The sequence below is a fragment of the Nocardioides oceani genome (assembly GCF_030412965.1).
Classification (GTDB): domain Bacteria; phylum Actinomycetota; class Actinomycetes; order Propionibacteriales; family Nocardioidaceae; genus Nocardioides; species Nocardioides oceani.
This window is the reverse complement of the sequence record NZ_JAUHJQ010000016.1, coordinates 1-26,079: the sequence shown is the minus strand read 5'-3', so window position 1 is coordinate 26,079 and position 26,079 is coordinate 1. Positions and strand designations below refer to the sequence as shown.

Annotated in this window: 22 protein-coding genes and 2 tRNA genes; 9 read left to right on the top strand and 15 right to left on the bottom strand. The window is 69.3% G+C overall.

The window, feature by feature from the left end; genetic code table 11:
• Positions 1-51 precede the first annotated feature (51 nt).
• Positions 52-124, top strand: a tRNA-Asn gene (locus tag QWY28_RS21630).
• A 93-nt stretch (positions 125-217) separates the two neighbouring features.
• Here the strand turns inward: QWY28_RS21630 and QWY28_RS21625 are convergent.
• A complete protein-coding gene (locus QWY28_RS21625) occupies positions 218-1,369 on the bottom strand; it encodes a tyrosine-type recombinase/integrase (RefSeq protein WP_300954946.1) in 1,152 nt (383 codons plus the stop codon).
• Positions 1,370-1,885: 516 nt separating this feature from the next.
• Here QWY28_RS21625 and QWY28_RS21620 point away from each other — a divergent pair.
• Both QWY28_RS21620 and QWY28_RS21615 read left to right on the top strand, forming a co-directional pair.
• Positions 1,886-3,964 (top strand): site-specific DNA-methyltransferase, encoded by a 2,079-nt coding sequence (locus tag QWY28_RS21620; RefSeq protein ID WP_300954945.1) that lies wholly within the window; start codon positions 1,886-1,888, stop codon positions 3,962-3,964.
• On the top strand, positions 3,961-6,462 hold the full coding sequence (locus QWY28_RS21615) for a DEAD/DEAH box helicase (RefSeq protein ID WP_300954944.1): 2,502 nt from the start codon (positions 3,961-3,963) through the stop codon (positions 6,460-6,462). The genes QWY28_RS21620 and QWY28_RS21615 overlap by 4 nt, the downstream gene beginning before the upstream one ends.
• A 39-nt stretch (positions 6,463-6,501) precedes the next feature.
• Here QWY28_RS21615 and QWY28_RS21610 read toward each other — a convergent pair whose 3' ends face one another.
• The 6 genes from QWY28_RS21610 to QWY28_RS21585 form a co-directional block, all read right to left on the bottom strand.
• Positions 6,502-7,524 (bottom strand): hypothetical protein, encoded by a 1,023-nt coding sequence (locus QWY28_RS21610; RefSeq protein ID WP_300954943.1) that lies wholly within the window; start codon positions 7,522-7,524, stop codon positions 6,502-6,504.
• A 562-nt stretch (positions 7,525-8,086) separates the two neighbouring features.
• Entirely contained in the window at positions 8,087-8,617 is a 531-nt protein-coding gene (locus tag QWY28_RS21605) for a hypothetical protein (RefSeq protein ID WP_300954942.1), read from the bottom strand.
• 235 nt (positions 8,618-8,852) lie between these two features.
• Complete coding sequence (locus QWY28_RS21600; RefSeq protein ID WP_300954940.1) at positions 8,853-9,875, bottom strand: hypothetical protein; 1,023 nt, start codon at positions 9,873-9,875, stop codon at positions 8,853-8,855.
• A gap of 413 nt (positions 9,876-10,288) precedes the next feature.
• Positions 10,289-10,810: a hypothetical protein gene (locus QWY28_RS21595; RefSeq protein ID WP_300954938.1), complete on the bottom strand. Its 522-nt coding sequence runs from the start codon at positions 10,808-10,810 to the stop codon at positions 10,289-10,291.
• Positions 10,807-10,968 (bottom strand): hypothetical protein, encoded by a 162-nt coding sequence (locus QWY28_RS21590; protein ID WP_300954937.1) that lies wholly within the window; start codon positions 10,966-10,968, stop codon positions 10,807-10,809. Before QWY28_RS21590 ends, QWY28_RS21595 begins: the two co-directional genes overlap by 4 nt.
• Positions 10,969-11,344: 376 nt before the next feature.
• Entirely contained in the window at positions 11,345-11,545 is a 201-nt protein-coding gene (locus QWY28_RS21585) for a hypothetical protein (protein WP_300954935.1), read from the bottom strand.
• Between the two features lie 118 nt (positions 11,546-11,663).
• Here QWY28_RS21585 and QWY28_RS21580 point away from each other — a divergent pair, with 118 nt between their 5' ends.
• On the top strand, positions 11,664-12,245 hold the full coding sequence (locus QWY28_RS21580; protein WP_300954934.1) for a hypothetical protein: 582 nt from the start codon (positions 11,664-11,666) through the stop codon (positions 12,243-12,245).
• A 325-nt stretch (positions 12,246-12,570) separates the two neighbouring features.
• Here the strand turns inward: QWY28_RS21580 and QWY28_RS21575 are convergent, their stop codons facing one another.
• Positions 12,571-12,963: a DUF6766 family protein gene (locus tag QWY28_RS21575; protein ID WP_300954932.1), complete on the bottom strand. Its 393-nt coding sequence runs from the start codon at positions 12,961-12,963 to the stop codon at positions 12,571-12,573.
• Positions 12,964-13,066: 103 nt separating this feature from the next.
• On the opposite strand from QWY28_RS21575, the gene QWY28_RS21570 reads away from it, so the two are divergent.
• Positions 13,067-13,143: transfer RNA gene (locus QWY28_RS21570), tRNA-Ile, on the top strand.
• A 193-nt stretch (positions 13,144-13,336) separates the two neighbouring features.
• Here QWY28_RS21570 and QWY28_RS21565 read toward each other — a convergent pair.
• On the bottom strand, positions 13,337-13,648 hold the full coding sequence (locus tag QWY28_RS21565) for a hypothetical protein (protein WP_300954931.1): 312 nt from the start codon (positions 13,646-13,648) through the stop codon (positions 13,337-13,339).
• 53 nt (positions 13,649-13,701) lie between these two features.
• Positions 13,702-14,658, bottom strand: coding sequence for an ArsR/SmtB family transcription factor (locus tag QWY28_RS21560; RefSeq protein ID WP_300954930.1), 957 nt, complete (start codon positions 14,656-14,658; stop codon positions 13,702-13,704).
• 68 nt (positions 14,659-14,726) lie between these two features.
• Here QWY28_RS21560 and QWY28_RS21555 point away from each other — a divergent pair, with 68 nt between their 5' ends.
• Positions 14,727-16,013, top strand: a complete 1,287-nt coding sequence (locus tag QWY28_RS21555) for an MFS transporter (RefSeq protein ID WP_300954928.1) — start codon at positions 14,727-14,729, stop codon at positions 16,011-16,013.
• Between the two features lie 22 nt (positions 16,014-16,035).
• Here QWY28_RS21555 and QWY28_RS21550 read toward each other — a convergent pair whose 3' ends face one another.
• Positions 16,036-16,578: a DUF2243 domain-containing protein gene (locus QWY28_RS21550; RefSeq protein ID WP_300954927.1), complete on the bottom strand. Its 543-nt coding sequence runs from the start codon at positions 16,576-16,578 to the stop codon at positions 16,036-16,038.
• A 175-nt stretch (positions 16,579-16,753) separates the two neighbouring features.
• Here QWY28_RS21550 and QWY28_RS21545 point away from each other — a divergent pair, with 175 nt between their 5' ends.
• Positions 16,754-17,566: an MBL fold metallo-hydrolase gene (locus tag QWY28_RS21545; protein WP_300954926.1), complete on the top strand. Its 813-nt coding sequence runs from the start codon at positions 16,754-16,756 to the stop codon at positions 17,564-17,566.
• Positions 17,567-17,572: 6 nt separating this feature from the next.
• On the opposite strand, the gene QWY28_RS21540 is transcribed toward QWY28_RS21545, so the two are convergent.
• The 4 genes from QWY28_RS21540 to QWY28_RS21525 all read right to left on the bottom strand — a co-directional run bounded on the left by QWY28_RS21540 (position 17,573) and on the right by QWY28_RS21525 (position 23,443).
• Entirely contained in the window at positions 17,573-17,848 is a 276-nt protein-coding gene (locus QWY28_RS21540) for a DUF3072 domain-containing protein (protein ID WP_300954925.1), read from the bottom strand.
• A gap of 49 nt (positions 17,849-17,897) precedes the next feature.
• Positions 17,898-18,491, bottom strand: a complete 594-nt coding sequence (locus QWY28_RS21535) for a helix-turn-helix transcriptional regulator (protein WP_300954924.1) — start codon at positions 18,489-18,491, stop codon at positions 17,898-17,900.
• 128 nt (positions 18,492-18,619) lie between these two features.
• Positions 18,620-21,823, bottom strand: a complete 3,204-nt coding sequence (locus QWY28_RS21530; protein ID WP_300954922.1) for a response regulator — start codon at positions 21,821-21,823, stop codon at positions 18,620-18,622.
• A 126-nt stretch (positions 21,824-21,949) separates the two neighbouring features.
• Positions 21,950-23,443 (bottom strand): serine/threonine-protein kinase, encoded by a 1,494-nt coding sequence (locus tag QWY28_RS21525; protein WP_300954921.1) that lies wholly within the window; start codon positions 23,441-23,443, stop codon positions 21,950-21,952.
• 137 nt (positions 23,444-23,580) lie between these two features.
• On the opposite strand from QWY28_RS21525, the gene tyrS reads away from it, so the two are divergent.
• On the top strand, positions 23,581-24,858 hold the full coding sequence (gene tyrS, locus QWY28_RS21520; RefSeq protein WP_300954920.1) for a tyrosine--tRNA ligase: 1,278 nt from the start codon (positions 23,581-23,583) through the stop codon (positions 24,856-24,858).
• Positions 24,855-25,898: an alpha-hydroxy acid oxidase gene (locus tag QWY28_RS21515; protein ID WP_300954918.1), complete on the top strand. Its 1,044-nt coding sequence runs from the start codon at positions 24,855-24,857 to the stop codon at positions 25,896-25,898. Before tyrS ends, QWY28_RS21515 begins: the two co-directional genes overlap by 4 nt.
• The last annotated feature ends 181 nt before the right edge of the window (positions 25,899-26,079 follow it).

The following is a 26,079-nucleotide window of genomic DNA, read 5'->3' as shown; positions in this document are numbered from 1 at the left end:
CTCGATTTTTCCGCGCCGGGCAGCCTTGCTAATGTGTGCGCGCTGCACCGATCCCCTGTAGCTCAACTGGCAGAGCATTCGGCTGTTAACCGGAGGGTTGTTGGTTCGAGTCCAACCGGGGGAGCAGAGAGAGGGCCTGACCTGCGGAAACGCAAGTCAGGCCCTCTTGGCGTTGGAGGACATCCCCACCTTATCCCCATCTACAGACGCAGGATGGTCACCACTCGGACTCGAAGGCGAGCGCAGCAGCCTCCCCCACGTTCTTAGTCTTGATGTACGACATGGTCGTGACGGGATCCTGTCCGAGCAGGGTGGCGATGGCGCCGACGCCATGTCCGCGCTCGTCCAGCATCGTCGCAACAGAACGTCGGAAGGTGTGCGATCCGGCCCACGTTGCCCCGGCGTCGTCCAGAACCCTACGAAGGGTGTCGAGCACGTTAGACAGGTCGCGCGGCTTCCCGACCTTGCTCGCATAGCGGGTCACGCCGAAGACGAGGCCGTTGTTCCCGAACGTTGCTGCTCGCTTGGCCAGCCGCTCGGAAACCCAAGCGGGGATCGTTGCCGTCCGAACCGCGTTCTTGCTCTTGGTGCCTCGGATGACCACCCGCCCGGTCTGCAGGTCGACGTCGTCCCAGTGGACGCCGTGCAGGGCCTCCGAGATCCGGCAGCCCATGACAGAGAGGAATGCGACGAGATCGCCCACGTCTGACGCGCTTGCGTCAGCAGTCTCCTGAACCCTCCGCAACTCCTCAGGCGTGAATGCTCGTTCGGTGTCGATCTGACGGCGGTCGTCCTTCACAGTTCGACCCTGCAACCGGAAGCGCACAGGGGATGGGATCGCTCCGTGGCGATAGGCCGTGTCCATGAGTCCGTGCAGCACCTTGCGCGCCGACCGCATCGCGCCCTCTCCGCCACCGCGAGCGGACTTCTTGTGCTCGCCGTTCGCAACGGCCCGGAGGTGCTGCTCGCCCCGAATCACGTTGGCGGCGGCGGTGATCGTAAGTCGTCCGTAGTCGGTGCCTTCGACGTACGCGCCGACCCACTTCGCATACTCGTCCAAGGTACGGTCGGAGAGTGGCGGTCGCTGAGCGCGCTTCTCTCCTAACCACACCTCGGCGACCTGGGCGACCGTGGTCTTCGTCGTGACCTGACTGCTACCACCGTGGTGTTGCTTCGACTTGGCGTCGAGGTTCTTCTCCAGGTCGCGCTTGGCAGCGGCGTTGGTTTTGCCCTTGCCGTAGATGTCGAGAAGTGGCCCGCCCTCCTCGCGGCGGTAGCGGGCGCGGGCACGGACCATCCCCTCCGTGTTGGGGTGCGCCCCGTACGTGATCTTGTCGACCTTGTAAGGCGCCAGCGCGGTGCGGCCCATTGATCTAGTTCTCCTTGTATGCCGACGTGCCCGAGCGACCAGTATAGATGGGGATTGGACACTTGGTACGACGCGCCAGCCCATAGACATTCAACGCCCCCGTGTGGTGCGTGCGAAGTCGGTTGCGAAGGGCGCGACGCTCGGACACCGAGCCTGACCTCGCGGCAAGTAGCGCCACCGGCGACTCGTCCATCTGAGGTTCCTGCGGTGCGCCGCAGGTGCCTCAACTCAGGAGGCAAGATCACGCGCCTCCGCCGGTGACGCCACTGTCGGGCGGTCCGTTGATCGCAGTAACTGGGCCCCGTCGCCAGGTGGCCCCCTCGCTGCGCATCCTCAGATAGTCAGCAAGCGAACGGTGACCAAGGTCGTGAGCGGGCATGTCGCCTGCATCAATCGGCCGATCCGAGGGTGACGCCCCGGCCAGCACATGTAACGTCACGCCGTGCTGGGCAACCGGAACCCGCATCAGCAGAGCATGAAGGAGTAAGCGTCACATTGGCTCACATCGATGCCTTGGTGGACAAGGTCGCAGACCCGGCGCTGAGGCAGGCACTGAGGGAGCAAGTAGACCTTCTCACTGGCAAGCAGGCTTACGGGTTGGTGTTCCAAGATCACCAGCCGGAGACAGTGGAGTTGCCCGACTACAAGGTCCGGCGCGGGTGCAAGGTGCGCCTTCGGCGAGGCGGGCCAGCCCTCTACACCGTCGAGGCGGTTCGGGCTGGCACCGCGACTGTGCGGCCATTGCTTGGGGGCGGCGACGAGGAGCGCCATCCGACGAGCGATCTCACCGTCGTTCGGGAGTTCGGCGACCCCATCTACCCGGGACTTGCGTCTACTGGCTCTGTGCGCAACGGCGGAGATAAGCCGCCGCATCTGGTTATCAACGCTGAAAACTTCCACGCATTAGAGACGCTGTTGTACACGCATGAAGGCGCGATCGACGCAATCTACATCGATCCGCCTTACAACACGCGAGACAAGGACTGGAAGTACAACAACAACTACGTCGACTCTGACGACATCTACCGCCATAGCAAGTGGCTGGCCATGATGGAGCGACGCCTCCTAGTTGCGCAGAGACTCCTCAACCCTGAGGACTCCGTTCTGATCGTCACGATCGATGAGAAGGAGTACTTGCGGCTCGGACTACTCCTAGAGAAGGTGTTCAAGAACGCGCGGATCCAGATGGTGTCTTCGGTCATCAACCGCAAGGGCGTGCCGCGACGATCTGAATTTGCTCGTGTGGACGAGTACATTTTCTTCGTGATGCTTGGCTCGGCCGGACCGGATCTCCACAACAATGACATGCTGACGGATCCGCGCCCTCGGACTGAAGGTGGCGAACGTGTCACGTGGGTCGGCGTCCGACGCCGCGGCTCGGAATGGCGAAGGACGGACCGCCCGGGGTCGTTCTTCCCGATCTTCGTTGACGAAGAGACTGCTCAAGTTGTTGATGTCGGCGAGCCGCTCGATCTGAACGTCGATCGCCGAACCGTCCCCGACCGTCCTGGCCTCCTGACGGTGTGGCCGCTCAACCGAACGGGTCAGGAGTCGCGGTGGCAGTTGTCGCCTGCGAAGATCGTTGAACTCCGTTCGCAAGGCTACCTGCGCAGTTCGTTCCAGCGGAACGGTCGTGGAGTGACGTTGGAGTATCTGTCCGAAGGGCAGCGAGCGCAGATCGCATCTGGTGACATCGTCGTGACGGGGCACGATGAGAACGGCGCCGCAATCGCCGTGCATCCTGAGGATAGGCTTCAACAAGCCAAGACCATTTGGAACTTGGATTCGCACGGAGCCACCGCGTATGGCACTCAACTCGTGTCGGCACTACTGCCCGGTCGCGTTTTTCCGTATCCGAAGTCGCTGTACGCCGTAGAGGACGCGCTGCGCTTCTTCGTTGCTGACAAGCCGGAAGCGACAGTGCTTGACTTCTTCGCAGGTTCGGGGACGACCATGCATGCAGTCGCTCGGCTTAACCGTCAGGACGGCGGGGCGCGTCGATCAATATGTGTCACGAACAACGAGGTATCGCATGGAGAGGCGGCTGAACTGTCCGCCGCCGGATACGCGCCCGGAGATCCAGAATGGGAAGCGTTGGGCATCTGTGAGTATGTCACCAAGCCTAGAGTCGCAGCAGCGATCACCGGCAGAACGCCTCAAGGTGACCCCGTGCGGGGATCGTACAAGTTCGTCGATCCGTCACCCATTGCGGACGGCCTAGAAGAGAACGCGGAATTCTTCACGTTGTCTTACGAGGACCCGGACCTCGTGGGACTAGGACGGAAGTTCAAGGCGATTGCTCCACTGTTGTGGCTGAAGGCCGGGGGCGCGGGAGCCATCATTGATGAGTTGAACGACTCCTGGGCCCTTCCCGTCGAGGCGAACTACGGCATCCTGTTCGACGTGAACCAGTGGCGGGCCTTCGTGACCGCGGTCCGTGAGCGGGCGGAATCGCTAGAGCACATGTATGTCGTTACCGATTCAGACGCGACCTTCCAGCAGATCGTCGGTGAATTGCCCGCTGATATTCCGAGCACTCAACTTTACAGCGACTACCTCCGGACGTTCGAGATCAACACAAGGGGCCAAGCGTGAGATACACGCTGAAGGATTACCAGTTCGTTGCCGCGAACGATATCTGTCGTGCGCTCAGGCGAGCCGGTCGGGACTATGACGAAGACCGGAACGAACTCTGGTCCATCGCCCTGAGTGCCCCGACAGGAGCCGGCAAGACTGTCATTGCAGCGGCCGTTATTGAGACGTTGTTCGACGGCAATGACCGCTTCGCCGCAGACCCCGAAGCGCGCGTCCTCTGGGTTACGGATGACCCGGCGCTGAACGTGCAGACCATGCGCAATATGACACAGGCGTCCACGACTCTGGGGCCGAGCCGCCTCGTGACCATCGACTCGGCCTTCGATCAAGAGACCTTCGACGCGAATCGGGTCTACTTCCTGAACATCCAGAAGTTGGCTCGCACGAATCCCTTGACCCGTGGCAACACGGAGTCGAGGACGTACTCATTGTGGCAGACCATCGCTCGGACCATCGAGACGGTCGGCAGTCACTTCTACATCGTTATCGATGAGGCGCACCGCGGCATGCGCGCGGAGAGCGACCGGCCGACTATTGTCTCTCGGATCATCAACGGCCAAGAAGGCATCAATCCGCCGGCGCCCATCGTCTGGGGTATAAGCGCAACGCCCGAGAGGTTCAATCAAGCCATCGCCCGGTGGGCGTCCCGAAGCAACAACAAGATGGTGCCCGTCCCGATAGAAGACGTGCGCGCCTCAGGACTCCTGAAGGATAAGGTGATCCTGGACAATCCTCGCCGCGGACAGGTGGACGGAGACACAACTCTCATCCGGGCGGGCGTCGAGCAGACACTGGAGTTCGAGCGCGCCTGGGCCGCGTACGCGGCTGAACAAGGCGAGCCGGCCGTCAAGCCGGCGCTAGTCCTGCAGGTGCCGAATAGGCCTAGTGACGCCGAGATGTCGGAGTATTTGGACGCCATATTCTCAGAGTGGAGCGGTCTGCGCGACTCGAATGTCGTCAATACATTCGGTGAGCACACGGCGCTTACTATCGGAGGGCGGGTCATCCCCTATATGGCGCCCCATGAGGTGCAAGATGACCAGAGCATCCGAGTCGTACTGTGTAAGGACGCGATCTCGACCGGATGGGACTGCCCCCGCGCCGAGGTGTTGGTGTCACTCCGCCGCGCGGAGGAGTACACTTATATCGCGCAGATGATTGGCCGAATGGTCCGCACTCCACTCGCTCGGCGAATCGCGACGAACGAGACGCTAAACGACGTGCACTGCTATCTGCCGCGATTCAACCGGGCGCAGGTAGACGCTATTACGACTCGCTTCCGCGAGGGCAGCAACGACGAGCCTCCAGTCGAACTTGTCGCTGACCCAGTGATTCTGGAGCGAAGTGCCGACGTGCCCGCCACGGTCTATGATCTGTTGGGCAGTCTGCCGACCTACGTCGTCCCTGGTCGCATTTACCGCTCACAGGTCTCGCGACTGTTCACCATGGCGACGTTGCTAGCGGGCGACAACATCGTTGAGGATGCCGTGTCGCAAGCGCGCATCCACATGAACGGAGTGTTGCGCGCTCAGCGTCAGCGGCTCGAAGCCGATGGTTCGTTCCAGTCGGGCATGGCGCGCCTGAGGCAGTTGAAGATTGAGCGGTCGTACGTCCTCCTCGCAGCAGACTCCCTCGACGACCTGCCCGAGAGCACCGATTACGAGGTCTCGCGAGACGACAACAACGTGGACGACCTGTTCCGGGTCGCCAAGCGGAAGTTGCCAGAGGGGGTCGCGATCAATTATTGGAACGAACTCGTGCGCGACCAGCCCGACGACGACTTCGACGCGGCTGAAGCCAAGGCTGCGACTGCTGTGCTCGCTCTACACCCGGACGTGATTGAGGCGGTGGAGTCCGCGGCCGACCAACTTGTTCGGACCTGGCTGCGAACGCATCAGCGATCGATCAACAGGTTGCCCGATGCCCGGAAGCTGGCGTACGAGCCGGTCCGCCGTGAGACCCGACAGCCCGAGATGACTGAACTGGTGGTGCCGACGTCGCGGACTGTCCCCGATAGGGATCAACGGTGGCCGAAGCACGTGTTGTCCGCCTCGGACGGGACCTTCCCGTCGACGCACCGCGGTTGGGAGCAGAAGGTCCTCGACAAGGAACTTGCCGATCCGGAACTCGTGGGTTGGTATCGGAACCCCACCGGGGGAACTGCCGCGTTGCGCTTGCCCTATCGAGGCGAGCGGTTCGATCGTTCGATGTATCCCGACTTCATCTTCTTCCACCGAGTGAGCGAATCCTCCATTCGCCCGTCGATCATTGATCCGCACGGGTATCACCTGACGGACGCAGTAGTGAAGTTGCGGGGGCTTGCGGACTACGCCGCGGAGCACGGATCCCACTATGACCGCATCGAAGCGGTGGCGGAGATCGACGACCGTTTGATGTCTCTGGATCTCCTGTCCAGCGACATCCGCGACCGGGTGGCCGCCGTTGCAGAGGATGGCGTCAAGACGCTCTACACGGAGCATGGCGGCAACTACGACTAGACCCGCGGCGGCAGTCGCCCAAGGGCCGCGCTTGCGCCGTCAGTTGCCCCGCATCCGTTCCATCTCTAGATCGAGGTACTCCTCGTAGGCACGGATGGCCGCAAGCGCGGCGCTCTCAAGTTCTTCGAAGGCCTCCTCGAAGTTCGCGAAGACTGTGAAGGCAGCCAGGACATCGTCGGCTTCGCCGATCTCGGTTACGCCTTGCCGCCAACGAGTCAGATCATCGGGTCCGAGGGGTAGGGAGAGCGAAGCGACGTCGGCTGGACCCAGGAACGCGTTCTGGGGTTCATCGGGCAACTGAAGTTGAGCAAGGACGGTCTCGGGTGTCCAGCCACGGTCGGGCCAGGCTCCGGCTAGTTCCGCGAGAACGTCTTCGAACGTGTCTAAGCGGTCCGTCATGTTGCTTCGCAGCACTTCGCGAACGGCCGATACGCCGGCTAGGCCAGCCTCTACCAGCAGTGCGTCAGCGATTGCGGGCTGGACGTCGAACGGCGTCCGTGCTTGCGAGAACAGTTCGGAGAATCGGCGCAGCGGCTCGGGCGCATCCCGTGAGTAGCCGATCATCGTCCCGGTGGTAAGCGTACGCATGAGGTGACATGCGGCGATGGTGTAGATCTCGACCGCGCTCGACAGCGTCTCGGGGCGTACTTCATCACGGTGATACGCCTCATTCCGGTAGGCATGAAGCCGCAGCAGTATGCGCGCGTATGTCGGTTGCAGTTGGTCGCGCTCGACCAAGAATCGTGCCTTCTCGTTGAAGTCACGTTCTATGCGCTTGCGACGTCGGATGGAGGTAGTGCGCGCGCGCAGTTCGTCGAGACGCCGTGCCATCGGCTCAGTGCGATAGAGGTCTGGGCGCCAAGCCTGTGCCCGCTCGATGTTGCGCAATTCGCGCAGGTCGAAGTCTTCGCGCCGCAGCAGATCCTCGCAGCAGCGATTCATAAGTAGTTCAGCGGCGTTGTCCAGGAGTATGAGGGCAAGGCGCTGGTGCTCGAGCCACCTACTGCTGCCCAGCCGGACTGCCTCTTGCATATGCACTGCAATACGCACGAGCCGCTCCACGCAGCGATTGTTGCACTGGGCGGAGGCCGCCCGGTCGCGCAACGTGACCCGGGCAGTGGGACCGGGACCGCAGGGCGGAGTGCGAGGTGATGCCGCCCCTACTATGAACAGATGTGCTCTGACGACGCGCTCTTCGACGACCCCACATTGAGTAGGGACGTCACGCCAGTTCCGAGTGCGTCACCGACAACGATCGCCGGCTGGCAGGTCACGCAGATCCGCAATGCTCTCGATGCGCGGGGCGTTCGCAGTATGCGCGAGCGACAGATTTTGGTTCAGCGCCTAGTCGGTCGGTCCGTTGGGTCGCTTCAATCGCTCACGTGGTCAGAGGCGCGGACTCTGCTGGAGCGTCTAGCGGCGGAGTCTCGGGCTAGTGGTGTTGACGGCACGCGCTCGGCCTGGGACGAACGTGGTGGCGACACGTGGATTGATCGTCTCTAGCCTGGTGCAGACGAGTTCGTTGGATACGGCCTGCGACGCCGCAGGCGTTGGACTGAGGTCGTCACAATCGTTCGCGGCACTCGGAGTCCCGAGAACTGGGTGATGGCCGCAGTCCGCTAAGTCAGCCAAGCGATACTCGGCGCATCTCTACAGGACCGGTGCTCGCGGGAACAACCCACTCCTCATCGCCGCGGGCGCAGACGCACCGGACGTTGACCAGCCCGACCGGGGGGAGGGTGCGGCCCTTGACGCCGCCAGGGTCGTGGAACGCGTGGAGCACGTGAGCCTGGCCCGCTCGCACGTTGTGCAAGGTGACCGACCCCATGCCAACCCCCTGGCGGAAGAGGTCACGGAAGGCCCACTGCCGCTCGTCCTCGGTCAGCCAGTCCTTGACCAACTCGACGTGCATCGTGTCCAAGTCGCGGTCGCAGGTCAGCGTGAAGCGCAGCCCGGCATGGTGCACCTCCCCATCCGAAGCGAGCGTGACGACCGGACGGGCGGCTAGGTAGTTGGCTCGCTTCGCCTCGGTGGCGGAGTGCTCAGCAGCCGTAGCCGACCGGTCCGACGCCGCCGCCGACGACACGGCAGACAGCCATGCACCCACAGCGGCCAGCGCAGCGACACCAGACAGCAGCAGGGCGACGACCTCCACGGCGCGAGCGTAGGGCCGGGAGGGTGGGGGCATGACCCCTTCGGGGCGAACGGCCGCACCGCTGGTTGTTAGCAGCCGAGGTTCTGCCACCGTCAGGAAGTCGATGGGAACCGGGGCAGCCCCCGCCCCAGGGAAGCGGGGCGGGGGCAACGGCCCAGGTCAGAGGGCCTGTGGAGTGGACTGAGACGCGCACGGAGGGGCGTCATGACTGGGGCATAACGCCCCGGAACTGCCGTTACTGGTCCACGTCGGCCAGGGTGAGGGCGTTGTCCCGCGAGCGGACGGTGAGGGTCAGGCGGACGTTGATGACGCTGAGGCCGCCGCCCTCGTCAGTGCGCACCATCTTGGCGCTCTGGACGTGCGGTGCGCGGATAGCGGCCCAGTCCCGCAGGTAGCGGGCGGCGTCCCGCTGGATGTCGTTCCTGATCTCCACCCACCCCGACTTGGTGAGCCCCTGCACGCCACGCCCAGCGCCTAGATCCATGTCGATCTCGACTGTGTTGTCAGTGAGGCCGTCGCCCGCAGGCTTGGAAGACAGCACGCGACCGCTCACGAAGTCCCACCCGATCCGCAGGGGGCTGCCGATGCCGATCCTCGTCGGGGCGGTCGCCACGTTGATGTAGTCGCCGAAGTTGTACGCCAGATCGTGAGTTGCCTTCGACGCGTCCTCCTTCACGTCGGACCAGTGCGGGTACTCGGGGAGCGCGCGCGTGACGCGGAAGGCGGCACGGTACTCGTGCACATCGCCGTGGATGGCGTGGTGGAACCGAGGGGTGTTGAGACGGTCCGTGGAGGTGCCCCCCTTCCGCATGGTCTCGGCCACCGCCTCGCCGTCCGGCTTGCCGAGGTAGGAGGGGCCGTAGACCACGATCTCGACCTCACCGGATCGACCGTTCGTCTCGGGGTTGGTGTCGACCACGTACGCCACGGGCAGATCCGTGGCGTCGGGAACGGTCGGCTCCACAGTGAGCGGCTTGACCGGGATGCCGTTCAGCATGCCGCCCAGGGCGTGGACGACAGAGGCGGCAAGGGTGGGGTCGTCGTTGACCAGTCCCCGCTTGGCTCGCTGCGCGGCGAACCGTGCCCCGTCGATCAGGCTCAGGCAGCGGGTCACCTCCGCCTGCGCGTTGACGAGATCGGCGGCGGTGGCGGTGTCGTCGCCACGCCTCCAGCCGTTCTCGATGTAGGCCACCGCCTCCTTGGCGGCGACGAGGGCGGCCTCCCGCTCACGCCACAGGGCGTTCGCGTCGGCTAGCACCTTGCGGGCAGCCTCGGCCCGCTCGATGACAGCAGCGGCGGAGTTGGGGTTGGTCTTCGTCTTGGTGGTGATGGTGTAACTCCTTCTGTTGGTTGAGGGCAGGGGCTTCTCCCCGACCCCTCGGGTCTCGCCAGGGCATGAGGCATGGACCTGGCGGGGATGTGTGGGCGGTGGCGCGGTCGCAGGAACAACCGCGCCACCGCCAGGGCGCGCACCAGTACCGACCGCTCACCCCTGAGCCGGTCGACTCTCCTGCTGGCGGCGCTGGTCTTCCCGGGCTAGCCGGGTCGCCTCGGGTGGGATCTTCGATCCCCATCGAGGTCAGAGGTCAGGAACTTGAACCCTTCCCTCCCAGTCCTTCGCCTCTGCTGAGTCCTACTAGAGAACAGATGCGAGAACCCCGGGATCTGCGGTCAGATCCTGTCCCCGACAGAGACCAACTCGGACTCGTTCAACTCGTCCAGTCGAGCGGCCAGTTCTTCGAGATCGAGCGACCGATCGGCCTTCACCTGCGCCCACCCCTGCAACCGCGTCGACCACACGTGACGGCATCGGTGCTCGGGACAGGAGACGCGGGGCGCGGCTAGTGGCGCGTCGAGAATCTCGATAGGGATCACCAGACACCGGGTGTTCGAGGCGGGCGAGAGTGCCCCGGCGTCGACCAGCCGGGCGATGAACCGCCGCAAGTTGCGCTCGCTGTAGGTCTCGACCTCGCCAGTCCGGTGCACCACCTTCGGCAGCAGCGTGGCGAGTTCGCCCGGATCGAAGCAGGCGTGGCCGTACCCGCCGACTCGACTGGCGGCAAGCATCCACAGGCGCAGATCGGGACTGCCGAACATGCCGCGTCCGATGTCTCCCGCCGCCCCTCGGCGCAACTGCCACCACGGCAACGCGGAGGGCTTCCACGACGACTTGGACAGTGGCTTGGGCTTCACTCGGCCGGCTCCTGCGCCGCCTCGTGTGCGCGGTCCAGTCGGATGATCTCGCTCGTGTAGAGGTACCGCTCGCGGCCCGTGGCCTCGTCCAGCGTCCGCCAGATCAGGCGCCGTCCGCCTCGTCGTCGCCGCTTCGTGCGGCCGTGCAGACCGAGCACGACAAGGCTGCCGATCCGCTGACCCGTCCGATCCCTGTGCTGCGCCGTCACGCCAGGACCAGCACACGACTCGTGGACTGCGGGGGGTTCAGGTGGGGGGTGGCACTCACTCCCAGCGAGGGGCTGCGCGTGCCGTAGTCCAAGCCCTGTGCAGCCTCAGTCCGCATCTGCCGGGCGCGTTCGATCCGCCAGGGGCGCTCTTGCTGCGTCCACACCGCAGCCTTCTCGCAGGAGTGCCAGTCGGTCCGGATGATGACGGACCACAGCCCGTGACACCACGGGCATCGATCTGGACTAGCGGCGTCGTAAGCGCAGAGGCCCTGGTGATGCGGACAGTGCTCGTTGACTTCGCCCGGCGAGATCCTCAACCACGCGCTCACGCGGTCGACGCTTCCACGCGACGGTCAGCCTCGTAGGCAAGCACGTCGGTCGCGCGGTAGAGGACCCTGGTACCGATCCGGAAGAACGTCGGTCCTCTGCCCTGGCTTCGCATGTTCGCCAGTCGGGCGGGGGTGGTGTCCCAGCGACTCGCCAGGGCCTTCGTGCTCAGCACGGCATCCGCCATGTCCTGATCCACGGTGCTACCTCCTTACTACTGCCGGGGCCTCCGTGCGGCCCGGCTCATGACTGCCTCCTCTCGTGGGGTGATGTGGACATACTTACACATCTTCGCGATGGTGTGCAACTCTGGGTGCATGACGTCTGATCTCGCCACCTTCCTTACGTCCATGCAGGGCGACTACGCCAGAGCGTTCGACTCGGGCACCTGGTTGTTCGGGTGGCTGGTCAGCGACGCCCGCGTAGGGATGCGACTGACGGACAAGCCGTCCGAGCCCTCACTGACAGAAGTCGCCTTCGTCCCCGCCGAGGACGACGGCGGCCTGACTCCTACGGCCGTACGAGCCGTGGCACTCGGCGCTCTCTACGCACAGGCGCGCGAGGACGTCGCGGTGAGTCGGCGACAGGTTGGTGAGTTCACCTCGCCTGATCGAGTGCGGCTCGACGCCTTCCTTACTCCCCGCCGTGGCGTGCCTCTGCGGGACAAGGACTACGCCGGGTTGGCGCAGGAGTACGCCTTCCTCGTGGAGGACGGGGACCGCTCTCCCGCGCGCACACTCTCGGCCAAGTACGGCAACGGCAGCCCCGGCCAGTGGTCCAACCGCATCGGAGAGGCTCGCCGGCGCGGCCTGCTGACGCCGGGCGAACGCGGCAAGCCGTCAGGCGAGTTGACCGACAAGGCCGAGCGGTTGCTGGGCGCAACGGACGGAGAGGAGTAAGGCTTAGGGTCGAAGGGCGGGTGTCAGTCACGAGGCCAATCCGTGGCGGTGGTCGGAACGGTGGCGGAACGGGGCGGTTGCAGATCCCCACCTGATCCCCATATTCAGCGGTATGACAAGTGATGACGGGTGTAGAGCAGCGGCTCCGACAGGCGGGTTGACCTGCGCAGAAGGGGAAGCAGTGAGCGGTAGTGACTGCCGCTTGGTCTAACCGGAGGGTTGTTGGTTCGAGTCCAACCGGGGGAGCAGAGAGAGGGCCTGGCACGTCGTGCCAGGCCCTCGGTGCGTCTCGGGCCCCGTCGTGACCAGCGCTCGGCGACCGCGTTCAGCGTGCGGCGTCGGCCGCCGGGTGCTCACGGTCCTCGTCGCGCTGCGGCTGCGGCTCGTCGGCCTCGTCGGGGTCGAGCCCCAGGCGCAGCGCGATGGCGTCGACCTTGTTCTCCAAGCGCTCCATGTCCTCGGCGTCGACCTGGAACAGCCAGTGCTTGGCGCCGAGCAGCAGGATCGCCTGGAAGACCAGCTGCAGCCACTCGCTCTGCCAGTTCTCGAACGTGCTCGACCAGAACTCCGGCCAGAACTGCGCCCAGGAGAAGGTCTCACCGTGCGAGCGTGCCTCGTCGCGGACCTGCTGCAGCATCGTCAGGAAGTGGCCCAGCCAGGAGCCCAGGAACAGCAGCACCAACAGGTAGACCGCACCCCAGCGGCGTACGTGCCTCATCGACAACCTCCTCCGTCGACCGACGTCGGAGGGGTACCCGCGGCGCCTCGCGGCCAGTCGGGCTCGCGTAGGGTCCCCCTGCGCAGCCCGGCAGCGGGCACGCGGGGCGTTAGCTCAGTCGGTCAGAGCAAGGGACTCATAATCCCTGGGTCGTGGGTTCGAGCCCCACACGCCCTACCAGCCGGTGCCACGCCGGACCGGCGTGCCCAGCGGGCGGCCGGCCCGCCCCCCGTTGGGACCGAGGGCGGACCGACCGTGCTCCGCGGGGCCGGTGCCGGCTCCCGCAGGGACCGGCGCCGGGCACCGTCCCCGGGCGCGTCCGACACCTGTCGCGAGACGGGTCAGGCGTTACGCGCCGACGCTGTGCCGGCGGTCACGGCTCCTCGTCGAGGTCGACGTAGTCGCGGCGCACCTGCTCCAGCCACCGCGAGGCGGGCTGGCCGGTGACCGCCACGAGGTAGTCGACGAGGTGCATCGCGATGTTCGCGAGGTCGAGGATCGCCATCTCGCTCGCGGTGCCGGCGCCGAAGGTCGCCTCGAGCTCGGCCCAGCCCTGGCGGTAGACCCGGTCGAAGTCGTCGGGCAGCCACTCACCGGACGGGGTGTTCACGCGCATCGTCAGCAGCGACATCGCCCAGGCGGTGATCGCGTCGAAGTCCGGCTCGCCGCTGGTGGGGTCTGGCATGACTCCAGCCTGCCGGGCCGACGGTGAACCTCGGCGACCGAGGGGTGGGTGGCTCACCCGCCCCGCAGCAACCGGTCGCCGAGCTCGGAGCGCAGGTAGAGCACCGCCCGCCCGTGCCGGGCCGAGGTGAGCAGCCCGGCCGCACGCAGCGCCCTCAGGTGCTGGTTGACTGCGCTGGCGGTGACCCCGAGCCGCACGCCCAGCTCGGTCGAGGAGGCGGGCGAGTCCAGCAACGCCAGCAGCGAGGACCGCGCCGGCCCGATCAGGTCGGCCAGCGGCGCCGGGCCGGCCACCTGGTCGGCCATCCACAGCGTGCCGATCCCGCGGGCGGCGTACATGACCTGCGGCGGCTGCTCCGGGGTGATCGGTGTCGATCCGCCGCGCGAGAACAGCGACGGGACGAGCGTCAGCCCGACCCCGGTCGTGCTGCGGCGGTAGCCGAGCCGGCTGGAGGTGGTCACCTGCACCACGTTGCCGACCAGCCGCATCCGGACGCTGAGGTCCTCGAACATCGCCGCGAGGCCGCGGTGGGCGATGACCCGGCCACGGTGGGCGACGTCGGCCTCGAGCACCGCACGCATCCGCGGCCACCACGGCTCGAAGCAGCCGACCCAGAAGTCCTGCACGGCCCGGACGACGCGGCGGAGCACGCGGTCGGACCGGCCGGAGAGCACCGGCGGCAGCTCGTCGTGGACCTCGAGCAGCTTTGCTCGCACGAGCCGCGGCGGCAGGGCGGCGACCCCGGCGAGCTCGTCGGCGAACCGGGTCAGCGGGGACGCCGGGAGCGGGTGCAGGAAGTCCGGCGTCCACAGCTGGTCGTTGGTCAGGGCGACGAGCACCTCGGTGTCCAGCTCCGCCCGCGCGGCCTCGGTCATCCGCAGCCACGGCAGGTGCTGGGGGTAGCGGCCGGGGTCCCGGAAGACCCGCAGGGCGAGCCCGACCTCGTTCAGCGGCGAGATCGCGAACCGCACCTCGCCGAGGTCCAGCTCGCCGAGCTCGTACTCGATCACCGGGTCACCATGAAGCAGGACGCTACTTCGTTGGTGTGGCGCGCCAGGGCCGTGGGACAACAGGGCACGTGCTGAAGCGGACCCTCCTCCCCGCCGACCCCGTCGCCCGCGCGCTGTCGCTGGCGACGATGGCGGGCTCCCTGTCGACCGGCCTGTTCTACAGCGTGAGCGCGCTCTACTTCACCACCGTCATCGGGCTCTCCGCGACCACCGTCGGCACCGGCCTCACCATCGCGGGAGCGGCCGGCGTGGCCGGCTCGTACGTCGGCGGGCGCCTCGCCGACCGGTTCGGTCCCGACCGGGTCCAGCAGGTCTCGACCGTCGTCCAGGCCGTCGCCCTCCTGGCGTACGTCGCCGCCGACGACGTGGCCTCGTTCGTCCTCATCGCCTGCGTCGCCGTCGCCTCCCGCGCGGTGCAGGGGACCGCGAAGCAGACCCTGCTCGCGCGCTGGTTCACCGGTCCCGATCGGGTCGAGGTGCGAGCCCGGCTGCGCGTGGTCACCAACGTCTTCATCGGCCTCGGAACCGTGCTCGCCGCGTTGGCGCTGCTGGTCGGCACCGCGACGGCGTACCGCACGACGATGGTCGTGGTGGGTGTCGTCGCGCTGGCGGCGGCCGTGCCGCTGGGCGGGCTCCGGGCGCGGGTCAGCGGGCTGGCCGACGCGCTCCGGCCGTTGCGGGGGCGCCACGCGGCGCCCGACGTCCCCCACGGGCGGTCGCCGCTGCGGGACCGCACCTACCTCACGAGCACCGCGCTGACGTCGGTGATGGCGCTCCAGTTCGGCCTGCAGAACGTCGGGGTCCCGCTGTGGGTCGCCCACCACACCGAGGCGCCCGACGTGATGGTCTCGGTCCTGCTGCTGACCAACACCGTGCTGGTGGCGGCCGTGCAGGTGCGGGCGTCGCGGGGGACCCACGAGGTGCTCACCGCCGGCCGGGCCGTCCGCCGTGCCGGCCTGCTGCTCGCGGTCGCCTGCCTGGTGCTGGCGGCGTCGGGCTCGGTCGGCGTCGTGGCCGCCATCGTCCTGCTGCTCGTCGCCGAGGTCGCCAGCACGGCGGGGGAGATCCTGTCCGAGGCCGGCACCTGGGGGCTGGCCTTCGAGCTGGCCGACCCGCGGAACGCCGGCGCCTACCAGGGCGTCAGCCAGATGGGCTACTCGGTCGCCGGGATGGTGGCGCCCCTCGTCGTCACCGCCACCGCGATCGAGCACGGGACGGTCGGGTGGGTCGTCCTCGGCGCCGTCTTCGCGACGGCCGGCGCCCTCGTGGCCGTGGTCGCCGCGCGGGCCTCCCGGGCGCCGGTCGCGGTGCCTGCGCCAGCGGGAGCACCGGGAGCGGTCGAGGCCGGCGTCTGAATCCGGCTGCGGGGCCCCGGCGCTAGCGGCCCGGCCGGCGGACCAGGGCCTGCGCGCCCCGTCGGTGCAGCAGCCAGCCTGCGACGAGCAGCAGCGCCCCCAGGGCGAGGAAGCCGAGGTCCCAGGCCAGCGGCGCACCGATGTCGTCGCGGACGTGGTGCACCCCGAGGACGTGGTGGTCGACCACGCCCTCGACCAGGTTGAACAGCCCCCAGCCGGCGAGCACGAGCCCGAGGTGGAAGGACCAGGTCGGCGCGAGCCGCCCCTGTTGCCAGGCGCGCACGGTCAGCACCGACCCGCCGACCACGCACCACCAGGCCAGGACGTGGAAGAGCCCGTCGGCCAGGGTGTTCGCCTCGAGACCGGCCACGGTCGTCGGGGGGTGGTCCTCGACGTGGCTGACCATGTGGTGCCACTGCAGCAGCTGGTGGAGCACGATGCCGTCGACGAAGCCGCCGAGCCCCACGCCGTACAGCAGGCTCGCCAGCCGCGACGGCGGACCGCCCGACGCGCCGTCCGCGGCGCTCTCGGGACGGGCGGGGGAGCGGGTCGTGGATCGGGGCACGCCCGCGCGGTACCCCCGCGGGCCGGGGCCAGAAATGACCGATCGGACGATTTCTCCGGCCGGCGCCGCCGTCTATGGTCGGTCGCGCCGGGCCGCGGTCACACCCCCCAGGTCCGCGGCCCGGCACTCACCGCCTCGACGGTTGGCCCGGCCACCGGACGGGAACCCGACCGGCATGACGCCTCCCGCCCACGACGGTCCGTCTGTCGCATCGCTCGAGTTCGTCGGCACCGCCACGACGATCCTGCGGCTCGGCCCGTTCACGCTGCTCACGGACCCGAACTTCCTGCACCGCGGCCAGCGGGCCTACCTCGGCAAGGGGCTGTTCTCCAAGCGGCTGACCGAGCCGTCGCTGCAGCCCGCCGACCTGCCGGTGCTCGACGGCGTGCTGCTCAGCCACCTCCACGGGGACCACTTCGACCGGGTGGCACGTCGCGAGCTCGACCGCGAGCTGCTCGTCGCCACCACGCCGGCGTCCAGCCGCACGCTCACCCGGTGGGGGTTCGGCGGCGCGCACGGCATGCGGACGTGGGAGTCGCTGGAGCTGACCAGCCGCGACAGCCGGCTGCGGATCACCGCGGCTCCCGGCCAGCACGGTCCGGGCCCGGCGAAGCACGTCATGCCCCCCGTGATGGGCAGCGTGCTCGAGCTCCAGGAGCCCGGGCGGCCGGTCTTCCGGGTGTACGTCAGCGGCGACACGCTGTTCCGTCCCTACCTGCGTGACGTGGTCGACCGGACGGGGCCGCTCGACGCCGCTGTCGTGCACCTCGGCGGCACCCGCGCCTTCGGCGTGCTGGTGACCATGGACGACCGCCAGGGCGCCGACCTCGTCGAGCTCCTCGAGCCGGCCGTCACGGTGCCGGTCCACTTCGACGACTACACCGTCTTCCGCTCCGACCGTGCCGAGTTCCTCGAGCGGTGCCGCGAGCGCGGGCTGCCCACCCACCTGCGGACGGTCGAGCGCGGCGGCCGCGTGGACCTGGCCTGAGCGGCGTCAGTCGTCCGTGCCGCGCCCGGTGGCCTGCTGCAGCCGGTCGATGTGCTCGGAGGCCTCGGCCTTGGTGAGGTCCGCGGGCAGCGTCTCGCCGGCCTGGCGCGCCAGGGTGTCCAGGTAGCTGCGCTGGGCGCCGGTCATCGGCTCGTCGCCGGTGACCCAGTCCTCGGGGTCCTTGCGGGCGTTGGTGCCGTCGTCCGGCGTGTTCGCGCCGAGCACGTCGCCGTCGGCGGAGGGGTTGAGGGCGGCGTTCGCATCTGTGTTCGAATCACTCATGACCGCCCCGTACCCGAGGCCGTCCCCGACAAACCCGGCGGGCGCAGCGTCAGTAGCCGCGCTCAATGCCCCAGGCGACGGCCTGCGAGCGCCGGGCGACGCCGATCTTGTGGTAGATCTGGCGGATGTAGGTCTTCACCGAGTTGACCGACACGTAGAGCTCGGCGGCGATCTCGAGGTTGCTCCGGCCCCGGCAGATGAGCGAGAGCACCTCGGCCTCGCGGACGCTGAGCGAGTCGCGGGCGGCGAGCGTCGGGGCCGGCGCCTCGACGGTGCCGCCCCGGTGCACGAGCTCGACGACGCGCACCAGCTCGTCGGCGGGCACCGCCTTCGACACGAATCCCTGCGCGCCCGCGGAGACCGCCCGCCGCACGCTTCCCTGGTCCAGGCGCCAGGTGTAGACCACGACCCGGCCGTGGGTGCGTCGGGCGACGTCGGCGAGGTACGCCTCGATGTCGAGGGACCGGCCGACCGGGTCGCACAGGACCACCTCGGCGACCTCCGGCTCGACGACGGCCACGCGCCCGGAGTGCTGGGCCAGCATGCCTTCGACACCGGTCGTGACGAGCTCGGACTCATCCACGACCCCGACCCGGACCGGGCGACGCCCCTGCGGGGTGACCTTGTCTGGCGCGCTGTTCATGATGGGTAAAACCTAGGATGGACCGCGGGGCCGCTCCGACCCGAAGAGGTCGCCCGAAGGGGTGAAAAGTGCTGGTGAGAGGCGTTCCCGGCAAAAAAGCGCGGTGCGCAGGGGTCTTCCGGGCGGCCTCAGTCGGCCGAGGAGTACGCCGCCCGGTAGGCCTCCAGGAGGCCCTGTCCGCGCTGCACGGCGGCGTCCAGGACGGCCAGCAGCCGCGCCGCACCCTCGGTGGTGCCGGCGTCGCCGAGGAACTCCAGCTCGCGCGCCGCGGCACCCACCTCGGTCACCCCGAGGTTGAGTGCGCTGCCTGCCAGCTTGTGCGCAGCCTGCCGCATCGCGTCGGCGTCCTCGGCGTCGACGAGCTCGCGCAGCCGCGCGACGGCCGGCCCGGAGTTGGCGAGGAAGTTGCCGATGGCGCGGTCGAGGTACGCCGTGCTGCCGGGGTCCAGGTCGCGCAGCATGTCCAGCCGCTCGACGTCGAGCCCCTCGACGGGCTCCGACGGTGACGTCTCCACAGGGTCCTCCTCGATCGACGGTGCGGGCGCGGTCGCCCCCACCCACTGCGACAGCACCGACCCGAGCGCGACCGGGTCGACGGGCTTGGTCAGGAAGTCGTCCATCCCCGCGGCCAGGCAGCGCTCGCGCTCGCCCTCGACGGCGGCGGCGGTCATCGCGATCACGGGCACCCGGTGCCCGTTCCCCTCGCGCCGGCGCAGCTCGCGGGTCGCGGCGTACCCGTCCATGCGCGGCATCTGCACGTCCATGAGCACCGCGTCGACCGACTCCTCGGCGAGCACCCCGAGCGCCTCGACGCCGTCCTCGGCGGTGAGGACCTGGTAGCCCATGGACTCCAGCAGACCGCTGGCCACCATCGTGTTGACCGGGTTGTCCTCGACCACCAGCACGCGCTGCTCCGCCCCGGCCTGCGGCTTCGGCTCGGGCGCCGCCGGCGAGGACTCGACGCCCGCGAGCGCACCCAGGAGCACCCCGCGCAGCACCGGTGCGAGGACCGGCTTGGTCAGGCAGCTGGAGATGCCGGCGCCGGACACCTCGGCCTGGTCGACGGCTGTGAAGGAGGTCAGCATCACCAGGCTGACAGCGTCGTACGCCGGGTCCCGGCGGAGCGTGCGCGCCAGGTCGAGGCCGTCGCGGCCCGGCATCGCCATGTCGAGCAGCGCGCCGTCGAAGGGGTCGCCGTCCGCGAGCGCCTGCGCGAGCGCGGTCTCGGCCTCGTCCGCGCTGGCGACGCTGACCGCCCGCACGTTCCACCAGCGCAGCTGCTCCTCGAGGATCAGCCGGTTGTGGGCGTTGTCGTCGACGACGAGGACCCGCTGGCCCGCCAGCCAGGTGCGGGCGTAGGCGTCGGCGGCGTCCGGCGCCGTGCCGGTCGCCTGGTCGAAGACCGCGCTGAAGGAGAACACGCTGCCGCCGCCGGGGTTCGGCGCAAAGCCGATCTCCCCGCCGAGGGCCTCGACGATCTCCTTGGAGATCGCCAGCCCCAGCCCGGTCCCGCCGTAGACGCGCGTGGTGGAGGCGTCGGCCTGGGTGAACGGCTCGAAGAGACCGGGCGCCTTCGCCGGGTCCACCCCGACGCCGGTGTCGGCCACCTCGACGTCGAGCCGCGTGCGTCCCTCGTCGGCCGGGCCGCAGGTGGCCCGGACGTACACCTCGCCCTCCACGGTGAACTTCACGGCGTTCGAGACCAGGTTCGTGAGCACCTGCGCGAGCCGGGTGGGGTCGCCGGCGAGCACCTCGGGCACGTCGGGGTGGCAGGAGACGATCAGCTCCAGGCCCTTCGCGCGGGCGCTCTCGGCCATGACGGCGGCGACCTGGTCGAAGACCGGCCGGACCTCGAAGTCGACCTCCTCCAGCTCCAGACGGCCGGCCTCGATCTTGGAGAAGTCGAGGATGTCGTTGATGACGCCGAGCAGCGCCCGGCTGGCGACCTGGACGCCGGAGGCCAGCCGCAGCTGGCCGGGGTCCAGGCCGGTGCGCATCAGCAGGTCGTTGAGGCCGATCACGCCGTTGAGCGGCGTGCGGATCTCGTGGCTCATCGTGGCGAGGAACTCCGACTTCTGCCGGGAGGCCTCCATCGCCTGGTCGCGGGCGTCGGCCAGCTCGCGCTCGGCCTGCTCGCGCTCGGCGACCCGCGCCATCTGCACGGCCACGACCTCGACCATCTCCTGGATCATGTCGTGGCGGTAGAGCGGCGGCGCGGAGGTGATGACGACGACGGCGTGCACCGTCCCGGCGTACGACACCGGGAAGGCGATCGCGAGCCGGGCCTCGTCCCAGACCGAGCGGTGCTCGTGGAAGGCGCGCTCGGCGAGCGCCAGCTCGCGGGCGACCCGGTCGGGATCCTCCTCGTCGGTGCGCCGGTCCTCCTCGGAGACGTAGTACGGCCGGACGCTAGTGCCGTCCTCGTCCGGGACGAAGCCCCGGCCGCGCTCCCAGTCGTCGTGGAGCAGGACGAGGTCGCGCGCCTGGCCGAGCAGGTCGTGCAGCGAGCGGGCCTCGTTGGCGGCGGTGGCCACCGCCTGCATCAGCACGTTCTGGTCGACCTGGTCCAGCAGCGCGAGCTCGGCCTGCTTGGCCTCGGTGATGTCCTGGTGGGTGCCCGACATCCCGACCGGGCGCCCGTCGGGGTCGCGGTGGACGACGCCCCGGCCCCGCGTCCACACCCAGTCCCGGGCGCCGCGGATCCGGGCGACCCACACGAACGAGTCGCTGCCGTCGAGGGCGGCGCGCACCTCCTGGTCGACCGTCTCGCGCTCGTCCTCGTGGACGATCTCGAGGAAGGCGGCGTACGACGACGGGAACTCGCCCGGTGCGAAGTCGTAGAGGTCGTGGATCTCCGGTGACGCGGTGACCGTGTCGTGGACGACGTCCCACGACCAGCTGCCCAGGCGGGCGATCCGGTGCGCCTCGGCGAGCCGGCTGCGGCTCTCGACGAGCTCCTCCAGGTCGCGGCGCCGGTCGCTCCAGTCGGTCATCCGGTGCAGGACGCCGGTGACCCTCCCGTCGGCCCCCCGCAGCGGCGACTCGCGCGAGAGCACCCAGGTGGCGGTGCCGTCGGCGCGCTGCAGCCGGACCTCGACCTCGCGCGGGTTGAACCGGCCTCGACGTAGGTCCTCGAGGTGGGCGGCGAACTGCTCTCTCCCCGCCTCGTCGAGGGTGTCGAAGACGGTGAGCCGGTGCGCCTCCTCGCGGGTGACGCCGACCATGCGGGCCAGGGCGGGGTTGGCGTACTGGATGCGCCCGTCGAGGTCGAAGACCCAGAAGCCGTCGGGGGAGGACTCGACGACGTCGCGGAACAGCGATCCCTGCTCCATGCCCACCTCCCTCCGGCCCGACCTCGGCGCACGACCTCGCGCTCAGCCCCCGCGGTTCAGCCTAGGGGCTGGGTGCGCCCGCCCGGACCGAGGCGCCCCCGCCCCGGTCCGTGCCTCGCCCGTGCCTCACGGCTCGCCGGCGATCGCGTACCTGCCGTCGGCGAACGTCAGCTCCAGCTCGACGTCGTCGCGCACCGTGCGGCCGTTGGAGAGCGTGTAGGTGTAGCGGTACTCCACCGATGGTGCGTCGGCGTCGGAGACGTCCGGCCGCACCCGTCCCACGGAGACCGACACGACGTCGCCCCAGAACCCGGCGTACCCCTGCAGCCCGCCGCTCTCCCGCCGGAACGCCGGCGTGAGCATCGCGAAGCCCGCCGACGGGTCCGCGGCCGCCGTCGTCAGGTAGTCCTGGACGAAGGACCTGACTCCCTCGGCGGTCGGGCGCGCCGGCGGCGGGGGCTCGGAGCTCGCCGACGGCGTGGCCCTCGACGTGGTCGGGTCCGCGGCCACGTCGGGGCGCTCCTCGTCTCCGCCTCCGCGACCGAGGAGGTAGCCGCCGACCGCCAGCAGCACGACCGCCGCCAGCCCCAGGACCAACGGGACGACCACCCCGAGCCCGCGCCGGCGGGCGGGCCGCGGCGGGGGATCGGCCGGCCCGGGGACCGGCGGGTGGGCGGCGGTGACGGTGCCCGCAGGCGGGGGTGGGGGCGGCGTCGACGGCGGTGGCGGCACGCGACCGCGGTCGCTCCGGGCCAGCAGCCGGGTGCCGAGCTCGTCGTGGCGGTCGTCGTGGCGCGAGGCGCGGGCGACCGGCACCGGCCGGTGCGCGGCGGCGTCGGGCCCGGCCTGCAGGAAGTCGCGCACCTGCGCCATCGTCCAGCGGTCTCCGGGCTCACGCGCCATGGTCGCGGCGAGCAGCGGCCGCAGCCACCCGGCGTCGTCGAGCCGCGGCGGGTCCTCGTGGACGATCCGGTACAACGCGCCGAGGACGTTGTCCCCGACGTCGTACGGCGGCCGGCCGGCCAGCGCGTGGAACAGCGAGGCCCCCAGCGACCACACGTCGCTCGGCGGGCTCGCCAGCCGGCCGCTGGCGACCTCCGGTGCGAGGTACGCCGGGGAGCCGGTGACCAGGCCGGTGCGGGTGAGGGAGGCGTCCGCCTCGGCCCGCGCGATCCCGAAGTCGGAGATCTTCACGCGGCCGTCCGCGGTGACCAGCATGTTGGAGGGCTTCACGTCGCGGTGGACGATCCCGGCGGTGTGCGCGGCCGCCAGCGCGTCGGCGGCCTGGGCGATGAGGGCCGCCGCGGCGTCGGGCGCGAGCCGGCCGCGGGTCCGCACCAGCTCGGCGAGCGTCGTCCCGGCGACGTGCTCCATCACCAGCCAGCGCCCGGAGTCCTCGTCGACGAGGTCGAACACGGCGACCACGTGGGGGTGGTTGAGCCGCGCGGCCAGCCGGGCCTCCCGCTGGGCCCGCTCGAGGTCCGCCTCGTCGCCTCCGGGCGCGAGGCCGATCCGCTTGAGGGCGACCGCACGGCCGAGGACCTCGTCGCGGCCCAGCCAGACCGCGCCCATGCCGCCCCGGCCGATCTCGCGCTCGAGCGAGTACCTCCCGGCGATCACCGTCCCGGCCCTCCTCGTCGCGTCCGCGCGTGCAAACCGAGCCAGCCTAGCGAGGCCACCCCCGGAACCCGGTGGGCGTGCGCGCCACCCATGCGGCAGGCTTGTCGACAGGTACCCAGCGCGACGAAAGGCCCATCGTGTCCCTCGACCCCACCCTCCTCGACGACCTCGAGTGGCGCGGACTCCTCGCGCACTCGACGGACCTCGACGCCATGCGCGAGGCGTTCGCCGCGGGGAGCGTGCGGTACTACGTGGGCTTCGACCCGACCGCGCCGAGCCTGCACATGGGGAACCTGCTGCAGATCGTCACCGCCGTGCGGCTGCAGCGCGCCGGCCACACGCCGTACGTCCTCGTGGGCGGCGCGACCGGCATGATCGGCGACCCGCGCGACTCCGGCGAGCGCACGCTCAACCCCACCGAGACGGTCGCGGAGTGGACCGAGCGGGTGCGTCGCCAGGTCGAGCCGTTCCTCTCCTTCGAGGGCGAGAACGCCGCGACGATGGTCAACAACCTCGACTGGACCGCCCAGGTCTCGGCGATCGACTTCCTGCGCGACATCGGCAAGCACTTCCCCGTCAACCGGATGCTCGCCCGCGACGTCGTGCGCAACCGGCTCGAGGACGGCATCAGCTACACCGAGTTCAGCTACGTCCTGCTGCAGTCGATGGACTACCTCCACCTGCACCGCGAGCACGGCGTCGACCTCCAGCTCGGCGGCTCGGACCAGTGGGGCAACATCACCGGCGGCGTCGAGCTGATCCGCCGGGCGACCGGCGACCGGGTGCACGCGTTCGTGACGCCCCTGATCACCAAGGCCGACGGCACGAAGTACGGCAAGACCGAGGGTGGGGCGCTGTGGCTCGACCCGGAGATGATGTCGCCGTACTCCTTCTTCCAGTTCTGGCTGAACGTCGAGGACGAGAAGGTCCCCGAGCTGCTGCGCGTCTTCACGTTCCTCTCCCGCGAGGAGATCGAGGAGCTGGAGGCGACCCACGCCGAGAAGCCGTTCCTCCGGGCGGGGCAGAAGGCGCTCGCCGAGCACGTCACCACGCTGGTCCACGGGGCGGAGGAGACCGAGCGGATCAAGGCGGCCTCCGCCGCCCTCTTCGAGGGCGGCGAACTGCGTGCTGTGGACGAGCGGACGCTGTCGGCCGCGCTCCGCAACGTGCCCTTCACATACGAGCTCGAACTCAACGGCGCGGAGTTCCCGACCGTGGCAGAGCTTCTCGTCCTGACCGGTGTGTGTGAGTCCAAGAGCGCGGCCATCCGGGCCGTCAAGGAGGGCGGCGGCTACCTCAACAACGTGCGAGTTTCAGATCCCTCGGCTCGTCCTTCGGTCGACGACGTACTGCACGGGAAGTGGCTCGTGCTGCGTCGCGGCAAGAAGAAGTTCGCCGGCGTCGAGGTCCGATGAGCACCTGGCTGGCCGGCCTCGAGGAGCGGGCCCGCGCAGTGCTGCCCGCGCCCGTCGTCGAGTACGTCGCGCAGGGGGCACGCGAGTCGGTCACCGCAGCCGCCGCGGTCGGCTCCTGGGAGGCGCACCGCTTCCTGCCGCACGTGCTGCGCGACGTCACCGACGTCGATCCCGGCGTCGAGCTGCTCGGCCGTCGCAGCGAGCTGCCCTGGGGCGTCGCGCCGACCACGCTGCAGCGGGCCGTCCACCCGGACGGCGAGCTGGCCATGGCGCGGGCCACCCACGCCGCGGGTGGGCTCGTCGTGGTGTCCAGCAACGCCGGCACGCCGTTCGCCGACATCGGGGCGACCGGCGCCCGCTGGTGGCTGCAGGCCTACCTGCCCGCCGACCGCACGCTGGCCGAGCCGATGCTCGCGCGCGCCGTCGAGGCCGGGGCGGAGGCGGTCGTCCTGACCGTGGACACCCCGGTGGTCGGCACCAAGCACTCCGTGGGCGAGAGCGTGTGGGCGGGCGTGGACCCCGCCATCGTCCGGGTGAACTTCGGGCCCGACCACGAGGAGCGCCCTGGCGCCGACAAGGCGACCGACCTCGGGCCGCACGACCTCGACTGGCTCGGGGAGACCACCGGTCTCCCCGTCGTGGTCAAGGGGGTGCTCCGGCCCGACGACGCCCGCCGCTGCGTGGAGGCGGGTGCCGCCGCGGTGTGGGTCAGCAACCACGGTGGCCGGCAGCTCGACCGGGCCTCGACCACCGCGGCCGCGCTGCCCGGGGTCGTCGCCGAGGTCGGCGCGGACGCCCAGGTGTACGTCGACGGCGGGGTGCGCAGCGGGCTCGACGTCCTCACCGCCCTGGCGCTCGGCGCCGACGCGGTGTTCCTCGGGCGCCCACCGGTGTGGGCGCTGGCGGAGGGGGAGCACGGCGTCGCCCGGCTCCATGCGGAGCTGCTCGACGAGACGGTGGAGGCCATGCGCCTCGCGGGCTGCCGGACCGTCGCGGACACCCGCGACCTGCTCGAGCCGGCGGCTGTACCCGCGCCCTGAGGGGGCCAAACCGCGCTGTGCCCGCCGTCACGTCGTCCCGGTTTGGTGTTTCCCGCGGAGGTCGCCTAATGTTTTCTCTGTCGCCAGGGAGCGGCGGGGAGCAAGGCCGGTCTGGTCGGGCTTCCGGCCCCGGGTTGACCGTCGCTCGTTCCTGTCGGGCCTTCTGCTTCGGATTCGTCCG